Origin of the sequence: Streptomyces sp. TG1A-8 (assembly GCF_030499535.1) — a bacterium.
GTDB lineage: Bacteria > Actinomycetota > Actinomycetes > Streptomycetales > Streptomycetaceae > Streptomyces.
The window spans coordinates 44,774-63,853 of record NZ_JASTLB010000004.1 but is presented as its reverse complement, the minus strand read 5'-3'; the positions used below and the strand labels follow the sequence as shown (position 1 = coordinate 63,853).

The window sequence follows — 19,080 nt, the reverse complement described above, 5'->3', positions numbered from 1 at the left end:
ACTCCTCGCGCGGAAGGACTCTGTCGACGCGGAACCGGCGGCGCTCATGAGGAGACCCCCAGGTCGTTGTCGATGAGGTCGAAGATCTCGTCGTCGTCTGCGGCGTCGATGCGCTCGGTCAGCACGTCGTCGTCCGGCTCGCCAGGGGCGGCCGCACCGGTCCCGGTGCCCGGCGCCGTGCCGGCCAGGAGCCGTTGCAGGCGCTGGACCACCGGGTTCCGGGTTGCGTCGTCGGCGAGCGCTGCCTCGATCCACTGCTCCAGGCGGTCCAGGTCGAGCGGCGAACTGCCGACGGCTCCGGCCGGGCTGTCGGCGGGGCGCTGGCCCGGTGTCGCTGCGGCGCCGAGTTCCTCGTCGAGCCGTGCCGCGAGAAGCATCGGCTCGGGGTGGTCGAAGAGGACGGTCGGCGGCAGGGACAAGCCCGTGAGCCGGTTGATCCGATTGCGGAACTCGACCGCGGTCAGCGAGTCGAAGCCGAGTTCCAAAAAGCCCCGGTCCGCCGGGACCGCCTTGGCGTTCGGGAAGCCGAGGACGCCGGCCGCCTGGGAGCGGACCAGGGACAGCAGTTCCGCGGCGCGGTCGGCCGGGGACAGCCGGGCCAGCCGGCCCGCGAGCGGTTCCCGCGCCGGGGCGTCGGGCCGGGACGTCCGGGTGGCGCCGGGGTGCGGAACCAGGGCGCGCAGAACCGGCGCCACCTCGGCGCTGCGGGCCCGCAGCGCTGGCAGATCGAGATGGACGGGGACGGCGACCGGTGCGCGGTCCGCGCAGGCGGCGTCGAACAGGGCGAGCGCCTCGGGCACCGCGAGTGCGACGACCCCGGACCGCGCCAGCCTGCGCCGACCTGCGTTGCCCAGGTCGGCGGCCATGCCGTCGTCGGTGTCCCACAGGCCCCAGGCGAGTGAGGTCGCGGGCAGCCCTATGGCTGCGCGTGCCTCGGCAAGGGCGTCCAGGAAGGCGTTGGCGGCGGCGTAGTTGGCCTGTCCCGCAGTGCCGAGGACCCCAGCGGCCGAGGAGAACAGCACGAAGGCCGTGAGGTCCAGCGCCCGCGTCGCATCGTGCAGATGGAGCGCCGCGTCCGCCTTGGCCCGCAGCACCTTCCGCACCCGCGCCGGTGTCATGGCCGGCAGAACGCCGTCGTCCAGGACGCCTGCGGCATGCACGACGGCCTGCAGCGGGTGGTCGGCGGGCACCGCCGCAAGGACCGCATCGACCTGGGCCCGGTCGGCCAGGTCGGCAGCGACGAGGGAGACGCGGGCGCCCAGCTCCGACAGGTCGCGGGTAAGCGCGGAGGCGTCCGGCGCTGCGGGCCCGCTGCGGCTGACAAGAAGCAGGTCGCGCACCCCGTGCGCCGTGACCAGGTGGCGGGCGACCAGTCGGCCGAGCGCACCGGTCGCGCCGGTCAGCAGCACGGTGCCGTCCCCGGAGAACGGCAAGCCGCCGTCGTCCCCGGCCGACGGCGCGGGGAGCGGCTGCCGGACGATCCGCGGCACGTACCGGGCCTCCCCGCGCACCGCGATCTGCGGTTCGCCCGTCGCGAGAGCCCGCCCCAGCAGACCGGTGAGGTCGTCCAGAACGGGGGCCTGCGCCACGTCGACAAGCGTGAACCGTCCAGGGTTCTCCGTCTGGGCGGTGCGCACCAGACCCCACACGGCGGCATGGGCCAGGTCGTGGGGACCCTCGTCACCGGTCAGGCCGACCGCGCCCCGGGTGAGCACCACGAGACGGGTCCGGGCGAACCGTTCGTCCGCGAGCCAGGTCTGGACGTCGCCCAGCGCGCGCACCACCGCCTGCTGGACGGCGTCGCCCGTGACGGCGGAGTCGTCGCCGTCCGCGGCGGCCGTGAGGACCACGGCGTCCGGCACCGGTGCACCTGCGTCGAACGCGGCGCAGCAGGCCGCCAAGTCGGGGTGGCCGGGGACGTCTGCCGGCAGAGCGCCGAGCAGACCGCTCGCGTCGACGACCGCCCAGGTGCGCGGCACCGTCGTGGACCCGTCCGGCGCGGGAGCGGCGACCCAGTCCAGGCGGTGCAGCGTCCGGGAGCCTCCGGCGGCTCGGCGCATGGCGTCTGCCGATACCTGCCGCAGGGACAGTTCCTCGATGAGCAACACCGGACACCCTTCGACGTCGTATGCCTCCACGCGGTGGCCGCCCGAGGGCCGCGGGACCACCCGGACCCGCAGGGCGTCAGCGTCCGTCGGGTGCAGCACGGCCCCGGAGAAGGCGAACGGCAACCGGCCGTCGTCCCCGCCGTCGAGCTTCACCGCGTTGAGCGCGGCGTCCACCAAGGGCGGCCAGATCCCGAACGCGCCCGCGGTCGAGTCCGGCCGATCGGAGAGCGCCACCTCGGCGAAGATCTCCTTGCCGCGCAGCCAAGCCCGCTGCAGACCCGCGAAGGCCGGTCCGTAGACGAAACCGGCGTCGGCGAGGCGGTCGTAGAGCCCGTGCAACGGCACCTCCACAGCGCCGTCGGGCGGCCACGCCACAGCCGTGCCGGGCTCCACGGTGGCCTCCGGGCGGAGCGTTCCGGCCGCATGCCGCGTCCACGGCCGGTCGTCGACGGCACCGGCATCCGCAGCGCCGTCCGCGGCGGGGCGCGCGTACACGGCGATCGGCCGCGGGCCCGGCCCCGCCCCCGGGGCGCCGACCACCACTTGTAGGTCCACCGCGCCCTTCTCAGGAAGCGCCAAGGGCGCTTCCAGGACGAACTCGGCGACCTGCGGGCAGCCGGTGCGTCCGCCGGCGTGCAGGGCGAGTTCCAGCAGCACGGCGCCCGGCACGAGGACGGTGCCCAGGACCGCGTGGTCGGCGAGCCACGCCTGCCAGCCGAGGGAGAGCCGCCCGGTGAACACCACCGTCGCGGAGTCGGCCGGTGACACGGCGGCGCGCAGCAGCGGGTGGCCTCCCGGCGCGAGTCCGGCGGCGGGCAGACCGGCCTGGCCGTCCCCGGGCACCGGCCAGTAGCGCTGGTGCCGGAAGGGGTAGGTCGGCAGGTCGGCCGCATCCCGGTGGACCGGGTCCCGGCCGAGCAGGGCACCCCAATCGACGTCCGCGCCATGCGCGTGGGCCCGGGCCACGGCGTCGACGAGGGTCCGTACCTGCGGACGGTCCTTTCGCTGAGCGGGCACGCACGCGACGCCCGCGCCATTCCCGGCCCGCGCGGCCAGCGTCTCCTGCGCCATCGCGGTCAGCACACCGTCGGGCCCTATTTCGACGAACAGCGTCGTGCCCAGATCCGCGAGGGTGTCCACGGCGTCGCTGAAGCGCACAGCGGCCCGCGCGTGCCGCACCCAGTACTCGGCGTCGGCCGGCTCCTCGCCCAATGGCTGCCCGGTGACCGAGGACACGAAGGACAGGTGCGGCGCACGATGGTCGATCCGTTCGGCCACGGCACGGAAGTCGTCCAGTACGGCGTCCATGTGCGGGGAGTGGAACGCGTGGCTGACCCGCAGCCTGCGCACCTTGCGGCCCTGGGCACGGACCTGCTCGGCGATCTCGAGGACCGCGTCCTCGTCGCCCGCGACGACCACGGACGCCGGCCCGTTCACGGCGGCGACCGACACGGCGTCCGTACGGCCCTCCAGTAGGCGCAGCACGTCGGCCTCCGGGATCTGGAGCGCCGCCATGGCACCGCGGGCGGGCAGTGCCTGCATCAAGGAGCCGCGCGCCGCGACCAGTTTCGCCACTTCGGCCAGCGACAGCATGCCCGCGACATGGGCGGCGGCGATCTCTCCGACGGAGTGCCCGGCGATGTGGTCCGGGTGAAGGCCCCAGCTCTCCAAGAGGCGGAAGAGCGCCACCTCGTAGGCGAACAGGGCCGGCTGAGTGAACCCGGTGCGGTCGAGGTCCCCGGCGCGTTCTGGGCCCGCGGCGCCGAGCAGAAGGGGGAGCAGCGGTGCGGGCAGCCACCGGTCGAGCTGGGCGCAGACTTCGTCCAGCGCGGCCGCGAACACCTCGTGACGCTCGTAGAGTTCGCGTCCCATCCCCTCGTACTGGGCGCCCTGTCCGGTGAACAGGAACGCGACCGTCGGCTCGGACGGCACGGGCATCTCGCCGTGCTCGGGGGCCTCCGCCGCGAGGACGTCCAGGCCGGCGAGGAGTTCCTCAGGGCTCGTGCCGGTGACGACTGCGCGGTACTCGAACCGGGCCCGGCCGAAGGCCAGAGCCCTGCCCACGGCCGCCGGGTCCAGGTCGGTGCGGGAACGGACGAACCCGCCGAGCCGTACAGCCTGTTCGCGCAGCGCTTCCGGGCTCTTCGCGGTCAGCGTCCAGGCGACGGCGCTTTCGCGGGCCGCCGCGTCCGCTGCCCGGTCCGGCCGGGGCGCGGCCTCGGGTACGTCCGGTTCCGCGACCGCTTCCGCATCGAGCTCCAGGATGACGTGGGCGTTGGTTCCGCTGATCCCGAAGGAGGACACGCCTGCCCGGCGTGCCTGCCCGGTGTCGGGCCAGGGGAGATGCTCGGTGAGCAGCTCGACGGCGCCCGTGCTCCAGTCCACGTGCGTGGAGGGCTGGTCGATGTGCAGGGTCTTCGGCAGGATGCCGTGGCGCATCGCCATCACCATCTTGATGACGCCGCCGACACCGGCGGCGGCCTGGGCGTGGCCGATGTTCGACTTGAGCGAGCCGAGCCGCAGCGGGCGGTCGGCCGGGCGCTGGCGCCCGTAGGTGGCGAGGATGGCCTGCGCCTCGATCGGGTCGCCGAGTCGGGTTCCGGTCCCGTGCGCCTCGACGGCGTCCACGTCTACGCCGGCGAGGCCTGCGTCGCGCAGCGCGTCCCGGATCACGCGTTGCTGGGCGGGGCCGTTGGGTGCGGTCAGGCCGTTGCTCGCACCGTCCTGGTTGACGGCGGAGCCCCTGATCACGGCCAGCACCCGGTGTCCGTGGCGCCGGGCGTCCGACAGCCGCTCCAGCAGCAGCACTCCGGCTCCCTCGGCCCAACCCGTTCCGTCGGCGGCATCCGCGAAGGACTTGCACCGGCCGTCCGCGGCGAGGCCCCGCTGCCGGCTGAACTCGATGAACGTGCGTGGCGTCGCCATGACCGTCACCCCGCCCGTGAGGGCGAGGCCGCACTCGCCGCGCCTCAGCGCCTGGGCCGCGAGGTGCAGGGCGACCAGGGAGGAGGAACAGGCCGTGTCGACCGTGACGGCGGGCCCCTCCCAGCCGAAGGTGTAGGCCAGGCGCCCGGAGAGCACGCTGCCGCTGGTGCCGATCAGGACATAGCCCTCCACGTCCTGTCCCTGCTCCGCCGAGGCGACTGGGTAGTCCGAGGCCATGGCGCCGATGAACACCCCGGTGCGGCTGCCCTTGAGCCCCCACGGGTCGAGGCCGGCCCGTTCCACGGCCTCCCAGGCGGTCTCCAGCAGCATCCGCTGCTGCGGGTCCATCGCCAGCGCCTCGCGCGGGGAGATGCCGAAGAACGCGGCGTCGAACCCGGCCGCGTCGGCGTCGTCGAGGAACCCGGCGGCGGAGGCGTAGAACGTGCCCTGGTGTCCGGGGTCGGGGTGATACAGGTTCTCCAGGTCCCAGCCGCGGCCGCCGGGGAAGTCGCCGATGGCGTCCGTTCCCGTCGCCACCAGCTGCCACAGCTCCTCCGGGGAGCGGACACCGCCGGGGAAGCGGCAGCTCATACCGACGATCGCTATCGGTTCGTCGGCCGCCACGCCCGGGCCCCTGCCGCTTTCGCCGCTCTCGGCCGGGGACGGCTCCGCCCCGGCGTACTCGGCCCGCAGGCGCGCGGCCAGCGCGAGGGGGGTCGGGTGGTCGAACAGCAGCGTCGCCGGCAGGCGCAGTCCCGTCGCCTCGTTGAGCCGGTTGCGCAGCTCGACCGAGGTGAGGGAGTCCATGCCGAGGTCCTGGAAGGTGCGGTCCTTCTCGACGGTCCTGTCCGCCGGATACCCGAGCACGGCTGCGGCGTGCTGCCGTACGAGCTCCAGCAGTGCCTCCTCCTCCGGCGCCGCGGGCAGGGCGGCGGGGATCGCGGCTCCGGCCGCTCGGCGGGCCGGGGCACGCACCAGTCCGCGCAGGAGCGGCGGGACGGCCGACCCGGAAGCCGCCCGCTCACGCACCGCCGACAGGCTCAGACGGGCCGGGACCGCCTCGGCACCGCCGACGGCCAGGGCGCGGTCGAACAAGGCCAGCCCCTCCGCGGCGTGCAAGGCGGCCACCCCCGCGCGTGCCATGCGGCCTAGGTCGACGTCGGTGAGGTGGCCGGTCATTCCGCTGCCCTCGGACCACAGTCCCCAGGCCAGCGAGACGGCGGGCAGTCCCCGCTCGTGACGGTGTCTGGCGAGCGCGTCGAGATAGGCGTTGGCGGCGGCATAGTTCGCCTGTCCCGGGGTGCCCAGGACCCCCGCCACGGAGGAGAACAGCACGAAGGCCGTCAGGTTCCGGTCGAGGGTCAGCTCGTGCAGCCGGGCGGCGGCGGTCACCTTGGGCAGCAGGACGCGCTCCAGCTGGTCGTCCGTCAGTGAGGTCACCGGGGCGTCGTCCAGCACGCCCGCCGCGTGCACCACCGCGGTCAGCGGGTGCTCGGCCGGGATCGTGTCGAGCAGCGCGGCCAGCGCGTCGCGGTCGGCCACGTCGCAGGCGGCCGCGGTCACCCGGGCGCCCCGTTCGGCCAGCTGGGCCAGCAGCTCTGGCATGCCGTCGGCCTGTGCGCCGCGTCGGCCGACCAGGAGCAGATGGCGTACGCCGTGGGTGTCGCAGAGGTGCCGGGCCAGCAGTCCGCCGAGCAGTCCGGTGGCACCGGTGATCACAACGGTGCCGTCCGGGTCGAACACGAGGGTGTCCGGGGCCTCTGCCGTGGCGGCGCGGGCCAGCCGGGGGGCAAGGAATTCACCATCGCGCAGCCGCAGTTGCGGCTCCTGAGCGCTGAGCGTGGCGGCATAGGCCAGTGTGTGGTCCGTGACCTCGCCGTCCAGTTCCAGGAGCGCGAACCGGTCCGGATGTTCGGTCTGCGCCGAGCGGACCAGGCCCCACACGGTGGCGTGTGCCAGCGGGTCTCCGGTGACGAGGACGAGCCGGGCGTCGTCGAACCGCCGGTCGGCCAGCCACTCCCGCACCGACGTCAGCGCGAACCGCGCCGCCTCTTCGGCGGCCTGCGGCGCGGTGTCCGTTCCGTCGTCGGTGACGGGGCAGACGAGGAACACCGTGCGCGGAGGTGCGGTGGAGGCGTCGACGACCGCGCCGAGAGCCCGCAGATCGGGGTGGTCGGGATGGATCGGCCGTACGGCGGTGCCCAGGGGCTGTGTGCCCACGAGCACGAAGCCGGTCCCCGGCGCCGCTGCTGGCGCGGGCAGAGCCGTCCACTCGACGCCGTACAGCGGAAGCCGTGCGGCGTCCCCGGCCGTGCCGAACTGCCCAGGCCTCGGGCGGCGGAAGGTGAGGGAGTCGGCGGTGAGCACCGGATGCCCCTCGGGGTCGGCGGCGGACACGGCGTAGGTGTCGGTGCCGACGGGGACGATCCGGACGCGCAGAGCCGAGGCCCCTGTCGCGCTGAGATCCACCCCCGACCAAGCGAAGGGCAGCCGGGGACCGGTGTGATGATGCGGCGCCTCGGCGCCGGACACGGCGGCGTGCAGGGCCGCGTCCAGCAGCGCGGGGTGCACTTCGTACCGGTCGGCGTCGCCCGCCACCTCGGCCGGGAGAGCGACGTCAGCGAGGAGCTCGTCACCGCGCCGCCACAGGGCGCGCAGCCCTTGGAAGGCGGGCCCGTACTCGTAGCCGGCGGCGGCGAGGCGGTCGTACAGGCCGTGCACCGGCACCGGCTCGGCACCGGGCGGCGGCCAGGCACCGGCCAGGCCGTCCACCGGTCCGGCCGTGGACGAACCGTGGCTCTCGGCCGGCGGTGCGACCAGCGTTGCAGTGGCATGCCGGGTCCACGGCGTGTCCTCGTCTCCGTTGTCGGGGCGCGAGTGGACGCTCAGCGACCGTCGGCCGGCCTCGTCGGCCGGGCCAACCGCCACCTGGAGCCGTGCTGCCCCCCGCTCGGGCAGCAGCAGCGGTGTCTCCAGCGCGAGGTTGGCCAGCCGGGCGCAGCCCAGGCGCGCTCCGGCGTGCAGGGCCAGCTCGACCAGCGCAGCGCCGGGCAGCAGCACCCGGCCGGCGACCGCGTGATCGGCGAGCCAGGGATGCGTGCCGGCCGACACCCGACCGGTGAGCAGCAGGCCGCCGTAGTCGGCCAGTTCGGTCGCGCCCCCGAGCAGGGGGTGGGCGGACGCGTCGATCCCGTGGGCCGTGCCGGGCTTGGTGGTGGGGGTGTCGATCCAGTAGCGGTGGCGCTGGAAGGGATAGGTGGGAAGGTCGGGCAGGGGCCGGTCGGGGGCCGGGACGTGCCAGTCGACGGGATGGCCGTGGACGTAGGCCTCGGCCACCGACAGCAGGAACCGCTCGAGCCCGCCCTGGTCACGGCGCAGGCTCCCGACGACCAGTCGGGCGCCCGGCTCCTCCGGTACGGCGTCCTCCAGCGTGTCCTGCACGGCCGCCGTCAGCACCGGATGCGCACTGGCCTCGATGAACGACGTGCAGCCGTCCTGCGCCAGCCCCCGCACCACCGGCTCGAAACGGACCGGCTCCCGCAGGTTGCGGAACCAGTACCCCGCGTCCAACGCGGTCGTCTCCAACCGCCCACCCGTCACCGTCGAGAAGAAGTCGATCTCCGACGGGGCAGGAGTGATGTCCGCAAGCAGGGACCGCAGTTCGTCGGCCAAGGGGTCGACGTGCGAGGAGTGGGACGCGTAGTCCACGGGGACCAGACGGGCACGCGTGTCGTGTCGCTCGCAGTGGTCGCGTAGTGCGTGCAGGACGTCGAGGTCCCCGGCCACGATTGTGGCCTGCGGCCCGTTCACCGCCGCCACACTCGCTCGGCTCTCCCATTGGCCGAGCAGCACCTGCACCTCCGCCACCGGCAACGCCACCGAGAGCATCCCGCCCCGGCCGGCCAGCCGCCGCCCGGCCAGAGCACTGCGCACCGCCACGATCCGCGCCCCGTCCTCAAGACTCAGCGCACCCGCCACACACGCCGCCGCGATCTCCCCCTGCGAATGCCCCACCACCGCATCCGGCACCACCCCGTAGTGCTTCCACAACCGCGCCAGCGACACCATCACCGCCCACAACGCCGGCTGCACCACATCCACCCGCTCGAGGGACGGCGCTCCCTCGTCGCCACGGATCACTGCGAGCAGATCCCAGTCGGTGTAAGGGGTGAGCGCCTCGGCACAGTCGCGCAGCGCGGCGGCGAACACCTCACTGTCGGCAGCGAGTTCGGCGGACATTCCCTGCCACTGCGATCCCTGCCCAGGGAAGACGAACACCGTACGGCCACGAACCGGCGCGATCCGGCCCACGACCACAGCCGAGCCCGGCGCCTCCTCACGCACCGCGGACAACCCGGCCACCAACCCGGCCCGGTCCCCGGCCACCACCACGCCCCGATGCTCGAAAGCGGCACGCCCCGTTGCCAGCGCACCCGCCAGCCCCGCCGGAACACCCCGATCCTCCGGCAGCGCCTCGGCCCAGGCGGCCAACCGCCCCGCCGACTCCCCCAAAGCACCCCGGCTCCGCGCGGACACCACGAACGGCATCACCGACCCCGCCGACCGCACCGGCCCGGCAACGTCACCGGCCTCGACCGCAGGCGCCTCCTCCACCACCACATGGCAGTTCGTGCCGCTGATGCCGAAGGAGGACACGCCCGCCCGGCGCGGCCCCTCCGACTCCGGCCAGGGGCGTTCCTCAGTAAGCAGCCGGACGGCGCCGGCCTCCCAGTCGATGTGCGGGGTGGGCGTGTCGACGTGGAGGGTCCGGGGCATCTGGCCGTGACGCATCGCCATGACTGTCTTGATCACGCCGCCGACGCCGGCGGCGGCCTGGGCGTGCCCGATGTTCGACTTCAGGGAGCCGAGCCACAGCGGCCGTTCGGCGGGCCGGTTCTGCCCGTATGCCATCAACAGCGCGTGTGCCTCGATCGGGTCTCCGAGAGTCGTGCCTGTGCCGTGGGCCTCGACCATGTCGATCTCGGCAGAGGTCAGCCCGGCGTCCCGGAGGGCGAGTCGGATGACCTGCTCCTGCGAGGGGCCGTTCGGGGCGGTCAGGCCGTTGCTCGCGCCGTCCTGGTTGACGGCGGAGCCGCGGATGCAGGCGAGCACCGTGTGACCGTTCCGCCGGGCGTCGGACAGCCGCTCCAGCGCCAGGATGCCGGCGCCCTCCGCCCAGCCGGTGCCGTCGGCCGCTGCGGCGAACGGCTTGCAGCGGCCGTCCGGGGACAGGCCGCCCTGCCGGCTGAACTCCAGGAATATCCCGGGAGTGGACATGACGGTGACTCCGCCCGCGAGCGCCAGGGAGCACTCGTCCTGGCGTAGCGCGCGCACCGCCAGATGCAGTGCGACCAGGGAGGACGAGCAGGCGGTGTCCACCGTCACCGCCGGCCCGGTGAGGCCGAGCACGTACGCCAGCCGTCCGGAGGCGACGCTGGTGGTGCTGCCTGTCAGCAGGTAGCCCTCCAGGCCGTGCGCGTCCTCGTGCAGCCGGGGGCCGTAGTCCTGCGCCATCGCGCCGACATAGACACCGGTCCTGCTGCCCCGCAGCGTCGCGGGGTCGATACCTGCCCGTTCGAGCGCCTCCCAGGCGACCTCGAGCATCAGGCGCTGTTGCGGGTCGACGGCCGCCGCCTCACGGGGCGAGATGCCGAAGAACTCGGGATCGAAACGGTCGGCGTCGTACAGGAAACCGCCGTGCCGCACGTAGCTAGTGCGTAGGTTGACGGGATCGGGGTCGAAGAGTGCGTCGAGGTCCCAGCCCCGGTTGCGGGGAAACTCGGAGATGGCGTCCACCCCGTCTCGGACCAGCCGCCACAGCTGTTCCGGGGTCTCCGCACCGCCGGGGAACCGGCAACCCATGGCGACGATGGCGATCGGCTCGTCCGGTTCGGACGGCGTCGGCGGCACAGCGGCCGTGTCCTCGGGCCCCTTGCGGGACGGGCTCTGGAGCAGGGTGGCCAGGTGCGCGGCGAGCTGGCCCGGCGTGGGGTGGTCGTACAGCAGCGAGGACGGCAGCCTCAGGTCCGTGGCGGCGGCCAGCCGGTTCCTCAGCTCGACGGCTGTCAGCGATTCAAAGCCCAGATCGCGGAAGGTGGCCGTGTCGGGGATCGCCTCGCGGCTGGAGTACCCGAGGATCACCATGATCTGGTCGTGTACGGCGTCCAGTAACACGTCGGCGCGGTCCTGTTCGGACGCGGCCAGGAAGCGCCGTACCAGGGCCGGCCCGGACGCGTCGGATGCCTGCGGCTCGGCCGGTTGGGTGTCCGCGGACGCGTCGATCCCGTGGGCCGTGCCGGGCTTGGTGGTGGGGGTGTCGATCCAGTAGCGGTGGCGCTGGAAGGGATAGGTGGGAAGGTCGGGCAGGGGCCGGTCGGGGGCCGGGACGTGCCAGTCGACGGGATGGCCGTGGACGTAGGCCTCGGCCACCGACAGCAGGAACCGCTCGAGCCCGCCCTGGTCACGGCGCAGGCTCCCGACGACCAGTCGGGCGCCCGGCTCCTCCGGTACGGCGTCCTCCAGCGTGTCCTGCACGGCCGCCGTCAGCACCGGATGCGCACTGGCCTCGATGAACGACGTGCAGCCGTCCTGCGCCAGCCCCCGCACCACCGGCTCGAAACGGACCGGCTCCCGCAGGTTGCGGAACCAGTACCCCGCGTCCAACGCGGTCGTCTCCAACCGCCCACCCGTCACCGTCGAAAAAAAGTCGATCCCGGATACGGTCCTCGGCCTAACGCAGGCCAGTTGGGCGAGCAGGTCCTCGCGGAGGACCTCCACCGCGGGTGAGTGGGAGGCGAAGGCGGCAGGAACGATACGAGCCCGTATCGCCCGTTCCTCGCAGTGGTCGCGTAGTGCGTGCAGGACGTCGAGGTCCCCGGCCACGATTGTGGCCTGCGGCCCGTTCACCGCCGCCACACTCGCTCGGCTCTCCCATTGGCCGAGCAGCACCTGCACCTCCGCCACCGGCAACGCCACCGAGAGCATCCCGCCCCGGCCGGCCAGCCGCCGCCCGGCCAGAGCACTGCGCACCGCCACGATCCGCGCCCCGTCCTCAAGACTCAGCGCACCCGCCACACACGCCGCCGCGATCTCCCCCTGCGAATGCCCCACCACCGCATCCGGCACCACCCCGTAGTGCTTCCACAACCGCGCCAGCGACACCATCACCGCCCACAACGCCGGCTGCACCACATCCACCCGCTCGAGGGACGGCGCTCCCTCGTCGCCACGGATCACTGCGAGCAGATCCCAGTCGGTGTAAGGGGTGAGCGCCTCGGCACAGTCGCGCAGCGCGGCGGCGAACACCTCACTGTCGGCAGCGAGTTCGGCGGACATTCCCTGCCACTGCGATCCCTGCCCAGGGAAGACGAACACCGTACGGCCACGAACCGGCGCGATCCGGCCCACGACCACAGCCGAGCCCGGCGCCTCCTCACGCACCGCGGACAACCCGGCCACCAACCCGGCCCGGTCCCCGGCCACCACCACGCCCCGATGCTCGAAAGCGGCACGCCCCGTTGCCAGCGCACCCGCCAGCCCCGCCGGAACACCCCGATCCTCCGGCAGCGCCTCGGCCCAGGCGGCCAACCGCCCCGCCGACTCCCCCAAAGCACCCCGGCTCCGCGCGGACACCACGAACGGCATCACCGACCCCGCCGACCGCACCGGCCCGGCAACGTCACCGGCCTCGACCGCAGGCGCCTCCTCCACCACCACATGGCAGTTCGTGCCGCCCATGCCGAAGGAGGACACGCCCGCCCGGCGCGGCCCCTCCGACTCCGGCCAGGGCGAAAGCCCCGTCGGCACGCTGAGGTTGAGCGCGTCCAACGGGATCTCCGGGTTCGGCTCCGCGAAGTTCAGGCTGGCCGGGATCTCGCCCTTGCTGACGGACAGCACTGTCTTGAGCAGGCCGATGATGCCGGCCGCGCCCTCCAGGTGCCCGACGTTGGTCTTGGCCGAGCCCACCGGCAGGGGACGGCCAGAGGGCCGTGCGCCGCCCAGTGCCGCGCTCAGGGCGGCCGCCTCGATCGGGTCGCCGACGCGCGTGCCGGTGCCGTGCAGTTCTACGTAGCCGACGGTGGCCGGGTCCGTGTCGGCGGACGCCCAGGCCCGCCGTACGACGTCCTCCTGCGCGCTCGCGTCCGGACGGGTCAGGCCGTCGGTCATCCCGTCGTTGTTGACCGCGCTGCCCCTGATCACACCGTGGATCCGGTCGCCGTCGGCCAGGGCGCGGGAGAGGCGCTTGAGGAGCACGAGGCCGCCGCCCTCACCGCGGACGAACCCGTTGGCCCGGGCGTCGAAGGTGTAACTGCGGCCGTCCGGCGACAGGCCGCCAAAGCGGGCGGCGGCCAGCGCGCTCAGCGGCGCCAGGTTGAGGTGCACACCGCCCGCCAGGACGAGGTCCGACTCACCGGACCTCAGGCTCTCGCAGGCCAGGTGGACGGCGACGAGCGAGGAGGACTGAGCTGCGTCGACCGTCATGCTGGGCCCGCGCAGCCCCAGATGGTACGAGATGCGGTTGGCGATCAGGCCACGCTGCAACCCGGTCATGGTGTGCCGGTCGACCGCCTCGTGGCCGCCCCGGTACACAAGTGTGGCGTAGTCCCCGGAGATCGCGCCGAGGAAGACACCGGTCCGGGTGCCGCCCAGCGAGGACGGTGCGAGGCACGCCGACTCCAGGGCCTCCCAAGCCAGTTCCAGGGCGAGGCGTTGCTGGGGGTCCATCATCGCCGCCTCGCGCGGTGAGACGGAGAAGAAGGCGGCGTCGAACCGGTCGACGTGGTCGAGGAAGCCGCCCATGCGGGTACCGGGCTCCGTCAGGGCTTCCGCACCGAGGCCCCAGCGGCCCTCCGGCACCTCGGTAATGCCGTGCTCACCGCGCCGCAGCATCTCCCAGAAGTCCTGGAGGTTGTTCGCCTTGGGGAGCCGACAGGATAGACCGATCACCGCGATCGGTTCCGCAACGTTCTCGATCCGGGCCTGGGACTTCTCGGACTCGTTCATCGCCTTCAGCGACCTCCACCCCGTTCTTCTGGCGCTTCACCGAGCGGCGCCCCAGTCGTGTGCGCACCGGCCGTTCTCAGGTGCTCCGCCAGCCGCTGGGGGGTGGGCTGAGCGAAGACGTCGGCCATGGGTATCCGGATACCTGTCACTTCCTCGACCCGCTGGGCCAGCCGGGCGGCCAGCAGCGAATGGCCGCCGACGGTGAAAAAGTTCGCCCGGTGATCGAGGTCGTCCCGGTCGAGCAACTCCCGCCACAGGGATACGAGCGTCGACAGCAGCTCGTCCGCCTGGTCATGCTCGTGCCTGTCCGCCGCCGTACGCCGCTCCGCCCGCCGTTCCTCGGCGAGGCGGGTGAGGGCGGGATAATCCACCTTGTCGTTCCCAGTCATGGGGAACGCCTCCATGAAGTGGAAGGCGCTGGGTACGGCGGCGAGGGGCAGTCTCGCCCGGGCCCGGTCCCACAGACGCTCGGCCAAATCGTGCTTGTCGGGCCCTTGGACAAAGGCCACCAGTACGTCGTCTCCTCCGCCCTCGCCAACGACGACCGCGGCCACGCCGCACACGTCCGGGTCCGCGAGCAGGACGGCCTCGACCTCGGGCAGTTCGATGCGGTTGCCGCGCAGCTTGACCTGGCGGTCGGTACGTCCCACCACGTGCAGCGTGCCGCCGGGCAGCCACCGGGCGAGGTCACCGGTGCGATAATGGCGTCCGTACCTGGGGTGACGGGCGAAGCGCGCGGCGGTGAGCTCCGACCGGTTGTGGTAGCCGAGGGCAACTCCGTCGCCGGCCACGCACAGTTCACCGAGCACGCCGACCGGCAGCTCATGACCCGCCGGGTCGGCGATGAACACCTGTGTGTTGGTGATGGGCCGTCCGACGGTGAGCGGGCCCGCCTCGGCGGTGTCGATCCGGCCCGCGGTGGACCAGATGGTGGTCTCGGTTGGTCCGTACACGTTCCAGACCTCGCGAGCCACCGACGCCAGCCGCCGAGCGAGTTCCCGCGGCAGCGGCTCGCCGCCGCACAGCACGCGGCACGAGGACAGCGCGTCGGCCGCGCCGTCGACGACGAGCCGCCACGTCGTCGGGGTCGCCTGCACGGTGTCCACGCGGTGGCGGACAACGACCTCGGCCAGAGCCCGGCCGTCGGTGCGGGCCCGGTCCGGGGCGACCACGACCCGACCGCCCCGGACGAGCGGCACGAACAACTCCAGGGCGGAGATGTCGAAGGAGAATGTGGTCAGCCACAGCAGCGAGGCGGTGGACGTCACGTCGAACTGGTCCGCGAAGTGCGTCACCAGGTTCTTCAGGTTCCGGTGGCTGATCAGGGCGCCCTTCGGCAGCCCGGTGGAACCGGAGGTGTAGATCAGGTAGGCGCAGGAGTCGGGATCGAGGGATCCCGCGTCGTACGGCACCAGCTCGCCCGCGCCGCCGGCCGCCTCGGCCGCCCCCGCCGAACCGTCGGGCACCGGGCGGAGGGGCAGTACGGCACGGTTTCCGGCATCCGGGACGGTCGCCGGGTCGGCGGCCAGCACCACAGCCGTCCGCGCGTCGTCGAGCTGGTGGCGGAGCCGGTCCGCCGGATGGCTGGGGTCGAGCGGCAAATAGGCGGCCCTGACGAGCCAGACACCGAGCACGGCCGCCGCTAGTTCGGGGCCCCGGGGCCCGAGTACGGCGACGACGTCTCCGGCCGCGATCCCGCCCGCGCGCAGTTCTGCGGCCGTCTCGCGGGCGGCCTGCCACAGCTGACCGTACGAGACCCGCCGGTCCTCGGACTCCAGGGCGGTCGCGTCCGGGGCGGCCAGCACCCACGAGCAGATGTCGTCGAGCACGCTCGTCAGGGGGACCGCCCGGCCGGTGCCATTGGCGCGGTCCACGATCTCGCGATCGTCCGGGCTGAACAGGTCCACCTCGCCCACGGGCGCCGCGGCGTCCTGCCCCAGCGCCTGAAGCAGCCGGTCGTAGCGGCGCAGCAGCGCGGCTACGTCGGCGCGGGCGAACGCCTCGACGCAGTAAGCGGCCCGGACCCCGATGGACTCGGGCGAGGACAGGACGAAGAACTCCAGATCGAACTTGCTGAAGCCGTTCTCGACGACCACCGGTTCGGCCGCGAGCCCGGCCAGCTCAAAGGGCGGCAGGCCTTCGCCGGGGACGTAGTTGAAGACGTGCCGGAACAGGGCGTTGTGCCAGGACACGTCGCGCCGGGGCACCTCCTCCAGCAGGACGTCGACCGGAACGTCCGCGTGGGCGAGGGCGCCCATGAAGACCTGGCGCACCCGGCGCACCAAGTCGGCGAAGGACCCCTCCAAGTCGACGGCGACCCGCAGCGGGAGAACGTTGACGTGGTAGCCGATGGCTCGCTGGGCTCTGGGGCCGCGGACGTTCACGGGTGAGCCGACGACGAGGTCGGGGCCGGCGCCGTGCCGGGCGAGCAGCAGGTAGTACGCGGCGAGCAGGACGACCGCCTCGGAGGCCCGCAGCTCCTTCGCCATCCGCTGGACGGCGTCGCGAGCTCCGGCCGAGAGCTGGTGCAGCACCTGGTCGCCGTGAAGCGTGGGGTTCGCCACCTCGGCCTCACCCACCCAGAGCGCCAGCCCTTCGGGGTCGAAGCCGCTCAGCTGCCCGCGCCAGAAGGCGGTACCGGCCGGCGTGGGCTGGGTCTCGGGCAAGGGGGCCACTTCCTCGCGCAGCTCGGCGGGCAGCGGCGTGCCGGTGGCGAACGCGGTGTAGGCGGTGGTCAGTTCCTCCAACAGGACCGCGCCGGAGATGGTGTCGAACACCAAGTGGTGCACGGCCAGACAGAAGTGGTCTCGGGCGTCGCCGTGCAGCAGCAGTGCCCGCACCAGGGGTGTGCCTGACAGGGCGAAGGGCCGGGCGACGAAGGCGGCCAGCGCTTCGTTGGTGCGCTCGTCCGTGCACTCGGCGCTCTCCAGATCGACGGTGTCGCGGTCGGTGACCGTTTTGGTCAGCCCGTCGTCACCGGCGTGGAAGGCGGTCCGCAGAACGGGGTACCGGCGCAGCAGCAGTCTCAGGCTCTGCCGCAGCGCCTCGGGGTCGAGCCGTCCGTCGACGCGGAAGGCCACTGACAGGTTGTTGACTGCGCTGCCCGGTACCACCTTTTCCAGCAGCCACAGCGCTTCTTCCTTGCGGGAGGCGGTGTCGCGGCTCACGGTGTCTCCGCCAGCAGTTCGTCGACCACGGCCGCGACCTCGGGGGCGCGCAGCAGTTCAGCGTGCTCCAGGGGCAGGCGTATCTCCCGGGCGACCAGGTCCGCCGGGCCCGCCGGCAGGTGGGCTCGGATGCCGTTGAGACCGCTCTGCGGGCTGCACGAGCTGACAGCCACCGCCGAGGGCCAGCGGGACAGCGGAGCGAACGCGCCGCCGCCCGCCAGATAGGACATGAACGCGGTAAAGACGTTGGCCAGTTCGCCCCGGCGGGTGGCATCGAGGCCGGACCGGGCGAGGACGCTGTCGCTCGTGGTGCGGAAGATCCCGACGAGTTCGCGGGCCAGGTCCGCGAGGTCCTGGTGGGCTTCCTCGGCCTTCCGGCCGGCGGCCTGTGCGGTGTCGATCTCGTCGCCACCGCCCGCCGACCTCATGAACTCCATCACCTTGTGGAACTGCCAGTACAGGGTGGGAGCGGTGGCCAGTTCGGGGTCGAAGAGCAGTACGAGCGGTGCCGACTCCTGGGTCTCGGCGAGGCGGGCGGCGAGCTCGGCCGCGTACACACCGCCGACGCAGTACCCCATCACCGCCCGCACCGGCGGGTGGTCCGCGCCTAGCCCCTGGTGCCAGGCGTTCAGGTGAGCCACGCCCTCGGGACCGTCCAGGGAGCCGGCGGGCGCGGGCACACTCTCCCATACCCCGTGGTTCGTCGTAAGGTTGGCCACGAGGTCACTAAAGCGTGCCTCCGGGCGACCGGTCACGTCGAAGTCGACGGCGAGCAGGATCTGGCTCCTGCTGCCCTTGGTCAGGATTCTCCATGTGTCGTGCTGCGCCATGAGCCAACCCCAAGAGGACGAGGACGGGAAGACGGAAAGGTGCCGGCCACTGCCGGGAACTGTGGGCGGAAACGGTCAGCTGACGATGTCGTAGCCGCCCCAGTTCGTGGCGATGGTGACGGCCGGCAGGAAGGTGCTGCCCGGATCATCCGGATCGAAGGACCCGCCGTGGCGGTGCACCACGAGGGAGCCGTCCCCGCGCAGGGCCAGCAGATCGGGGTGGCCGTCGCCGTCGATGTCGGTGATGTCGATCGCCTTGGCCTCGTCCCAGCCACCGCCGAGCGCATACCGGCCGCCGGACGCCAGCGGCAGGGCGTCCTTTCCCTTACCGCCGGCGTACACCTCATGGCAGACCAGAACCCCGTCCGCACGCCGCACGAGCAAATCGGGCTCCCCGCTGCCGGTGATGTCGGCCAGCCCGACCGGTAGGTCCGTCGGGTCGATCAGGGCGAAGTCGGCGGGCGGCGCGAATGTGTTGGGCCCGTCGACCTTGCCCTGGTGCAGGATGCGGTGGATCTCCCCGGTGCCCTGCACCCTGCCGATGATGTCGACGATGCCGTCACCCGTCAGATCGCCGAGCGCGATGGTGTCGTAGGTGCGCTCCGGGGGCTTGCCCCCGACGTGGATGGGTTCGCCGAGGGTGTGCAGCCCGTCGAGACCGCCCTGGTTGAGGAAGACCAGGGTGCGGTCGTCGTTGGTGATGCAGACCAGGTCCGCGGTGCCGTCGCCGGTGAGGTCGCCGGCGCACAGCCACAGATGGGAGCCGAAGCCGGTGCCGATGAGCACCGGGTCGCCGTAGGTCTGTGCGCCCCGGAATTCCCCGCAGTGCGGCAGGACGAATAATTCACCGGAGGTCGTTTTGCGGATGAGAAGGTCCTGCCGCCCGTCACCGTTGAAGGAACCGGACCGGAATACCGCTGGAACAAAACTCAGAGTGCCCATGATAAGTCCCGGTTAAGGAGGCGGTCGTTCACCGCGCTCGTCGAATGCCTGCAACGCCGCCGTCATACCCGCAAAGCCGCTGTCAAGGCAGCAGAAAACTATGTG

The 19,080-nt window shown here is 72.8% G+C and carries 4 protein-coding genes; all 4 read right to left on the bottom strand.

What is annotated here, in order from left to right; translation table 11 throughout:
• Window positions 1-44: 44 nt before the first annotated feature.
• The gene (locus tag QQY24_RS32305) at window positions 45-14,036 is read right to left on the bottom strand and encodes a type I polyketide synthase (protein WP_301976521.1); all 13,992 of its coding nucleotides are present in this window, start codon (window positions 14,034-14,036) and stop codon (window positions 45-47) included.
• 5 nt (window positions 14,037-14,041) lie between these two features.
• Window positions 14,042-17,203: an amino acid adenylation domain-containing protein gene (locus tag QQY24_RS32300; protein ID WP_301976520.1), complete on the bottom strand. Its 3,162-nt coding sequence runs from the start codon at window positions 17,201-17,203 to the stop codon at window positions 14,042-14,044.
• Entirely contained in the window at window positions 17,200-18,033 is an 834-nt protein-coding gene (locus QQY24_RS32295; protein ID WP_301976519.1) for a hypothetical protein, read from the bottom strand. The genes QQY24_RS32300 and QQY24_RS32295 overlap by 4 nt, the downstream gene beginning before the upstream one ends.
• 75 nt (window positions 18,034-18,108) lie before the next feature.
• A complete protein-coding gene (locus QQY24_RS32290; RefSeq protein ID WP_301976518.1) occupies window positions 18,109-18,975 on the bottom strand; it encodes a VCBS repeat-containing protein in 867 nt (288 codons plus the stop codon).
• Window positions 18,976-19,080: the final 105 nt, after the last annotated feature.

Excerpts from the sequence above, each read along its gene's own strand:
- QQY24_RS32290 (WP_301976518.1), bottom strand. The coding sequence starts at position 18,975 with ATGGGCACTCTGAGTTTTGTTCCAGCGGTATTCCGGTCCGGTTCCTTC.
- QQY24_RS32295 (WP_301976519.1), bottom strand. The coding sequence starts at position 18,033 with ATGGCGCAGCACGACACATGGAGAATCCTGACCAAGGGCAGCAGGAGC.
- QQY24_RS32305 (WP_301976521.1), bottom strand. The coding sequence starts at position 14,036 with ATGAACGAGTCCGAGAAGTCCCAGGCCCGGATCGAGAACGTTGCGGAA.